Source organism: Bacillus sp. AFS001701, assembly GCF_002559405.1.
In the GTDB taxonomy this organism is placed as follows: Bacteria; Bacillota; Bacilli; order Bacillales; family Bacillaceae_G; genus Gottfriedia.
The window spans coordinates 1-5,929 of record NZ_NTZO01000120.1 but is presented as its reverse complement, the minus strand read 5'-3'; the positions used below and the strand labels follow the sequence as shown (position 1 = coordinate 5,929).

The following is a 5,929-nucleotide window of genomic DNA, read 5'->3' as shown; positions in this document are numbered from 1 at the left end:
AGTTATCTCAAATAATTTAAATATTGTAATGAAATTTTTAACTTCTATTACAATTATTTTATCAATCCCAACAATGGTTTCTAGTTTTTATGGGATGAACGTTGATCATATACCATTAGCAAATATACCACATGCATTTCCAATTGTAATTGGTATATCTGCAATATTATCAACAACTATTGCACTAATATTTTGGAAAAAAAGGTACTTTTAACTCACAAAGCCGCCGGTCATTCGGAGGTTTTGTGAGTTTTCATTTTTAAAAGTACATGGGAGAGAGAGTATGAGTACGAATTTTTATCATTCGTTTTTACAAATGAATACGATCTTTATTTCGATTGTAGTAGAAGCATTGCCATTTATTTTAATTGGTGTTTTTATATCGGGCATCATTCAAATATTTATTACTGAGGAAATGTTATCTAAGTTAATACCCAAAAATAGATATCTGGCAGTATTAGTAGCTATTTTATTGGGATTTATTTTCCCAGGTTGTGAGTGCGGAATTGTACCAATTGTAAGTAGGTTGATAAAAAAAGGTGTGCCACACTATGTAGCGGTGGCGTTCATGTTAACAGGGCCAATTATTAACCCAATTGTACTGTTTGCAACATTTATTGCATTTGGTAATAATATTGAAATGGTTATTTATCGTGCTGGAGCTGCTATGATCATTGCTTATATAATAGGAATCGTATTATCATATTTAAAAATCGAGAATCCATTAAAACAAGATCTAGTTACAATTCCAGTTGATCATTCAATTCCTGCTAGGAAAAAATTATGGAGTGTTTGTGTACATGCTATAGAAGAATTTTTCTCTATGGGTAAGTTTTTAATTTTAGGTGCATTTATTGCAGCATTCGTACAAACATTTATTCCAACTTCAACGTTAATGCATATAGGTAATGGACAAGTTGCTAGTATTCTAGTAATGATGGCATTAGCTTTTATTTTATCTCTTTGTTCTGAGGCTGATGCATTCGTAGCATCCTCATTTCAAAGTACATTTTCTTTAAACTCAATCGTTGCGTTTATGGTTATTGGTCCAATGATCGATATAAAAAATACATTAATGTTATTCCAACATTTCAAAAGTCGATATGTATTCATTATTATTGGGTTAGTTATTGTATTAACGTTTTTCACAACATTATTCATTTAAGGGAGAATCAATATGGCAAGAGCATATGTACTATTAGGATTTACCTTCTTTTTAATGCAATTGCATATTAAAGGTACGATCTCAAAATATATTAATATGAAATACTCTTATTTATCTCTGACAGCTGGGATATTATTTGCATTTCTAACTTTAATTCAAGTAATTCATACTTTAAGAACAAGTCATGATGAAGATGAACAGCATAGCCACGATCATGACCACGACCATAGCCACCATCATGATCATAATTGTGATCATACTTGTGTACATGGACATGTTCATAAAGAATCAAAAGGGTTTAAAAAGTTTTTAAATGGCTTAGTTTTCATTTTTCCATTGTTTACAGGTATATTTTTGCCCGTTGCAACTTTGGACTCTACGATTGTACAAGCAAAAGGGTTTCATTTCCCTGTTTCAGAACCGGGTAATAATGATCCTTTTATGCAAAGGCAGTATTTAAAGCCTGATTTAAGTGTCTACTATGGGCAAGAAGGATATCAAAAATTAATTAAGCAAGAATCAAAAGAATATATAAATAAAAAAAGCATTGTCCTAAATGATTATGACTTTCTTAAAGGAATGGAAGTTTTATATGATGAGCCTGGAAAATATTTAGGAAAGCAATTAACCTATAAAGGCTTTATCTATCATGAAAAAGGACTAAAAAAGAATCAGGTTTTCTTATTTAGATTTGGAATTATTCACTGTGTTGCCGATTCCGGTGTATATGGAGTGCTAATTGATTTGCCTGATGGAAAAACGTTAAAAAATGATCAATGGATTGAAGCTACTGGTAATATACAACAAATGTACTATCAACCATTTAAAGTAAACATTCCTTATTTAGACGTCACTAATATTAAGGAAATTCAACCACCAAAAGATGCGTATGTATACCGTAACAAGTAAAATGAGCCTAATTGGCTCTATTCAGACTGCCCGCCAAAAGCTCGCTTTCTTCGTTGCTTCGTCTGTCTGCGGTGCTCATTACCGTTTTAGGGTAACTCCGCTCCTCACCAGACTTCGCGCCTCGAGAGACAAGCGCTTGCAATCAGTCTGAAAATCAGGTTTTTAGAACTTTGTCTACACAATGAAATGAGCCTAATTGGCTCATTTTTTTTAAAATTTTAGGATAAACAACTAACAAATTCTTATAAAAAAGACTACTTTTGAAATTTTATTTACCGCAGTGACATTAAAAATAGAAAAATAATATAAAAAACTTGTTCATATCTAGACATGTACACATTCAATATCTAAATTTCTACGTATGTTATAAATGTACAATAAATAATTATAGAGGTGTTCTTAAATGTGGGGATTTTGTGGTTGCAATCGTAGAAGAGAAGAAAGAGAAGAAAGAGAAGAAAGAGAAGAAGTATCACCAGTTAGAGATATGAGAGAGTTTGTTGAAGTTCGTAGACCATGTAATGAATGTGATTGTCATAGAAATAATGACAATAACAGAGTAATGAGTGAAAATATGAATAATGGCCATTCAAACAGAAACAGAAACGAAAACAGAAATGAAAACAGAAATGAAAACAGAAATATGAATAATAATAGACGAAGTGGCTGTAGAAGAAATAGAAATATGAATAACAGTATGGTATCACCAGCAACAAACTCATTTTGTGATACTCAATTAGAAGCTGCAAGAAATAGTTGCGTTGTAAATCCGTTCACGCAATTTAATCGTTGCAATAATAATAATATGTAATCAATTTAAAAAAGAGCTTTTACACTAATTGAATTACGAACTTTTTTATGAGATGTCATTTTAAGGCATCTCTTTTTTTTGCTAATAAATAAATAAGTTGTTTAAAATGCTGAAGTGTCGAACAATTTCATATTCTAATCACACTCGTTTATATAGGTAAAGTAATTAATAGGATTTAATCATTTTTTCATTCTATTTTATAGGGCTTGTACATACGTTTTAGTAGAGGTGATTTAATGAGACAATCAATATATATAAAATCTATTAATCTTAAACGTGTAACGGCAAGTGTCTTTGTAGGCATTGTCTTATTATTTTTGTTAGCGAGTTTATTTGTGACATCAATGAAAAATACTAAATCATATTATGTGCATCAATGGTTTGAAAAAATGAGCTATGAGGGATTTATTAAAGCGTTTGAATATGAAAACGGTCATTTTAAGGTAGGTGACGATTCTACTAAAAATGGACAACCTATCGGTAATATACTTTTTTCATTTATTACAAATATTAGACTGTACGATCCAAAAAGTTTATTAGTACATGAAATATCTAGTATGACAAAATTCGAAAATAATATCTTAGTTGCTGGAGAAGGGATTGATTTCACGAATCTTCCAATAGAATCAAGCTTAACACTCGATGAAATTAACCAAGATCCAACTGTTAAAGATCCAGTGAATGAACCAATCAAAAATCCAGCAAATCCACCTTCAAAAACTACAAATGGAAAAGATGTCTTTTTTATTTATCACACACATAGCTGGGAATCATTTTTACCTCTAATACCAGGTGCAAAGTCGCCAAATCAAGCTTCTTCTCCAAAAGTAAATGTAAGCTTATTAGGGGAACGATTGAAAAAGAATTTAGAAGCAAATGGAATCGGTGCGATTGACGATAAAACAAATATTGGAGCCGAATTAACGAAAAGAAATTGGAATTGGGGAAGTTCATATAAAATGTCTAGATTGGTTGTACAAGACGCGCTTTCTCAAGATCAAGATTTAAATTATCTTATTGATATACATCGAGATGATCAAAGAAAAAATGTGACAACTACTGAGATTAATGGGCAAAAGTACGCAAAGTTATACTTTATAGTTGGAGTAGAAAACAAAAATTATAGAAAGAACTTAGCGTTAGCTAAAGATTTAAATAGTGAAATTATGAAATTTAACAAAGGTTTAACAAGAGGAATATTTAGTAAAAACTATAAACAAGGAAATGGCGTTTATAACCAAGACCTATCACCGCACTCCATATTAATCGAAGTAGGAGGAGTCGATAATACGTTACCGGAACTTTATAGAACAATTGATTTGCTCTCTGATATCTTGAGTAAATATTATTGGGAACATCAATAGCGTTGTTATAAGAAGATCACGAAAAGAAAAAAACTTTTCATGGTCTTCTTTTTTTATTATTCCATAAAGTTCCTATTCCCGGATTCATTTAAACTCTCTTTCATAACCATCAGTAAATTGTAAAGAATAGATACTAAGTAATTTGTTAAAACCTTAAGATGGAGGATTATAAATGAAAAGAGGATTTATTATCGTACTATTAATATGCTTAATTGCGACATCAAAACCGGCAAATGCATTTGCGGTACAAAATGAAGTCTTAGAAGATGCAGTGTTATCAATTCTTTTTCCTAGTATAAATAACCGATTATATAAAATGTTCGGTCCAGGAGAACAATATAATTGTGCGACAATAACAAATATAAAAAAGAAATATAATGGTACATACGTATTCGGAGCAACAATTCAATTAGTTGCATATAAACAAGATCAACAACCACCGTACACTCTTGTTAAATTTAATTTTTCGAATGATGACGGAGAATGGAGTATTCGTTCTGTTACGAAAGAACCAATTCAAACAAAAACTACATCCTTATGTAGGCCTCCTGTATAAGATCATTTTGAGGTAGAGTGCGATATTTTGGTAAAAAATGTAAAAAAATATTAGGTAAAAAGAATTAAATTTATCATTTTTGATGATAAATTTAGTATAAAGTATGATATGATAAAGAAAAAAATTAAAGGTGGCAATATCGTTGGCGGGAATTGATTCAATAAAGGAGATTATCTATATTTACGGTGATAACCATAATCATTGCTTTATAACATCAGGCATAAATTATAAAGAGTTTGTTCAAGGACTTCCTTTTCCTCTTCAAAACATTCTTTTGCTAAAACACGATATTCAATGGTCCGAATTTAATTTAAATTCTTCTTTTTATTATGTTGAAAGAGAATATATTAATCAATTTATATTAGAACATAGTGAACATGATGACCTATGTTGGATCGATTTTGAAGAATTAGCAGATCTAGATGAGCTAGAGCCTAAAGAAATTGCAGAATTACTGTATCTTGCTCACAAAAAAGAACCATTACAAAAACCTTTTATACCAAGATTAAACAATTCTTTTGCATACATGAACATAAGTGATGGAATGTATCAAAAGGTTTATTATAAACGAACTAATGACTTTATTTTTATGCTTTGTAATGTCATATCATATAAAATTACACAACTTCAGAGAAGAAGTTTAAATATATTTAATCGTTCAAAACAAATTAATCCAATCAATATTAAATTAATGTTGACATTATACCCTTTAATGGAGGATGGATTAATAATAGATCTAAGTGAGAGAGTTGAAAATAGAAAAGTAATCGAAATTCCTATTTTCCGAGTTGATTTTTATTCTGGTGTAGATGAAATTTTAGAAAATGTGGAAGAGTATCGTGACCTTACAAATCATATTGCAAATTTAACTTATTCAAAGAAAGATGACGAATGGTCTGTCGTTCAAGTTTAAAGAAATTGATTGTCTTTCGATTTGTGATCTTATATTGAAAATACAATTAAATAGATTATGAACAAAGAATAAGTGAGTTGGCGGGGAATTTAAATGGACCTTTAAGGTTCTTTCAGTGTGTAGATGGAGTACAAAATTTCTATTCTGAAAGGACCTTAAAGGTCTTTTTTTGCGTTTTTTAAACATTCTTAAAGAATTGCACTTAAGACGT

At 30.3% G+C, this 5,929-nt stretch carries 7 protein-coding genes; all 7 read left to right on the top strand.

The genetic code is table 11. The annotated features are described in order from the left end of the window. A partial coding sequence (locus CN514_RS10065; protein WP_286141627.1) for a CorA family divalent cation transporter occupies positions 1 to 214 on the top strand: 214 nt, incomplete at its 5' end. A gap of 69 nt (positions 215 to 283) precedes the next feature. Then, positions 284 to 1,165 (top strand): permease, encoded by an 882-nt coding sequence (locus CN514_RS10060; RefSeq protein WP_098232454.1) that lies wholly within the window; start codon positions 284 to 286, stop codon positions 1,163 to 1,165. 12 nt (positions 1,166 to 1,177) lie between these two features. Next, positions 1,178 to 2,074, top strand: a complete 897-nt coding sequence (locus CN514_RS10055; protein WP_098232453.1) for a TIGR03943 family putative permease subunit — start codon at positions 1,178 to 1,180, stop codon at positions 2,072 to 2,074. Positions 2,075 to 2,477: 403 nt separating this feature from the next. Then, on the top strand, positions 2,478 to 2,885 hold the full coding sequence (locus CN514_RS10050) for a hypothetical protein (RefSeq protein WP_098232452.1): 408 nt from the start codon (positions 2,478 to 2,480) through the stop codon (positions 2,883 to 2,885). 236 nt (positions 2,886 to 3,121) lie between these two features. After that, a complete protein-coding gene (spoIIP, locus tag CN514_RS10045) occupies positions 3,122 to 4,249 on the top strand; it encodes a stage II sporulation protein P (RefSeq protein ID WP_286141626.1) in 1,128 nt (375 codons plus the stop codon). 172 nt (positions 4,250 to 4,421) lie between these two features. After that, a complete protein-coding gene (locus tag CN514_RS10040) occupies positions 4,422 to 4,805 on the top strand; it encodes a DUF3888 domain-containing protein (RefSeq protein ID WP_098232451.1) in 384 nt (127 codons plus the stop codon). 142 nt (positions 4,806 to 4,947) lie between these two features. After that, a complete protein-coding gene (locus CN514_RS10035) occupies positions 4,948 to 5,718 on the top strand; it encodes a hypothetical protein (RefSeq protein ID WP_069031976.1) in 771 nt (256 codons plus the stop codon). Positions 5,719 to 5,929 lie beyond the last annotated feature (211 nt).

What these genes read in the sequence shown, in the direction of transcription:
- CN514_RS10060 (WP_098232454.1), top strand. Translation starts at nt 284, where the DNA reads ATGAGTACGAATTTTTATCATTCGTTTTTACAAATGAATACGATCTTT.
- CN514_RS10055 (WP_098232453.1), top strand. Translation starts at nt 1,178, where the DNA reads ATGGCAAGAGCATATGTACTATTAGGATTTACCTTCTTTTTAATGCAA.
- CN514_RS10040 (WP_098232451.1), top strand. Translation starts at nt 4,422, where the DNA reads ATGAAAAGAGGATTTATTATCGTACTATTAATATGCTTAATTGCGACA.
- CN514_RS10050 (WP_098232452.1), top strand. Translation starts at nt 2,478, where the DNA reads ATGTGGGGATTTTGTGGTTGCAATCGTAGAAGAGAAGAAAGAGAAGAA.
- spoIIP (WP_286141626.1), top strand. Translation starts at nt 3,122, where the DNA reads ATGAGACAATCAATATATATAAAATCTATTAATCTTAAACGTGTAACG.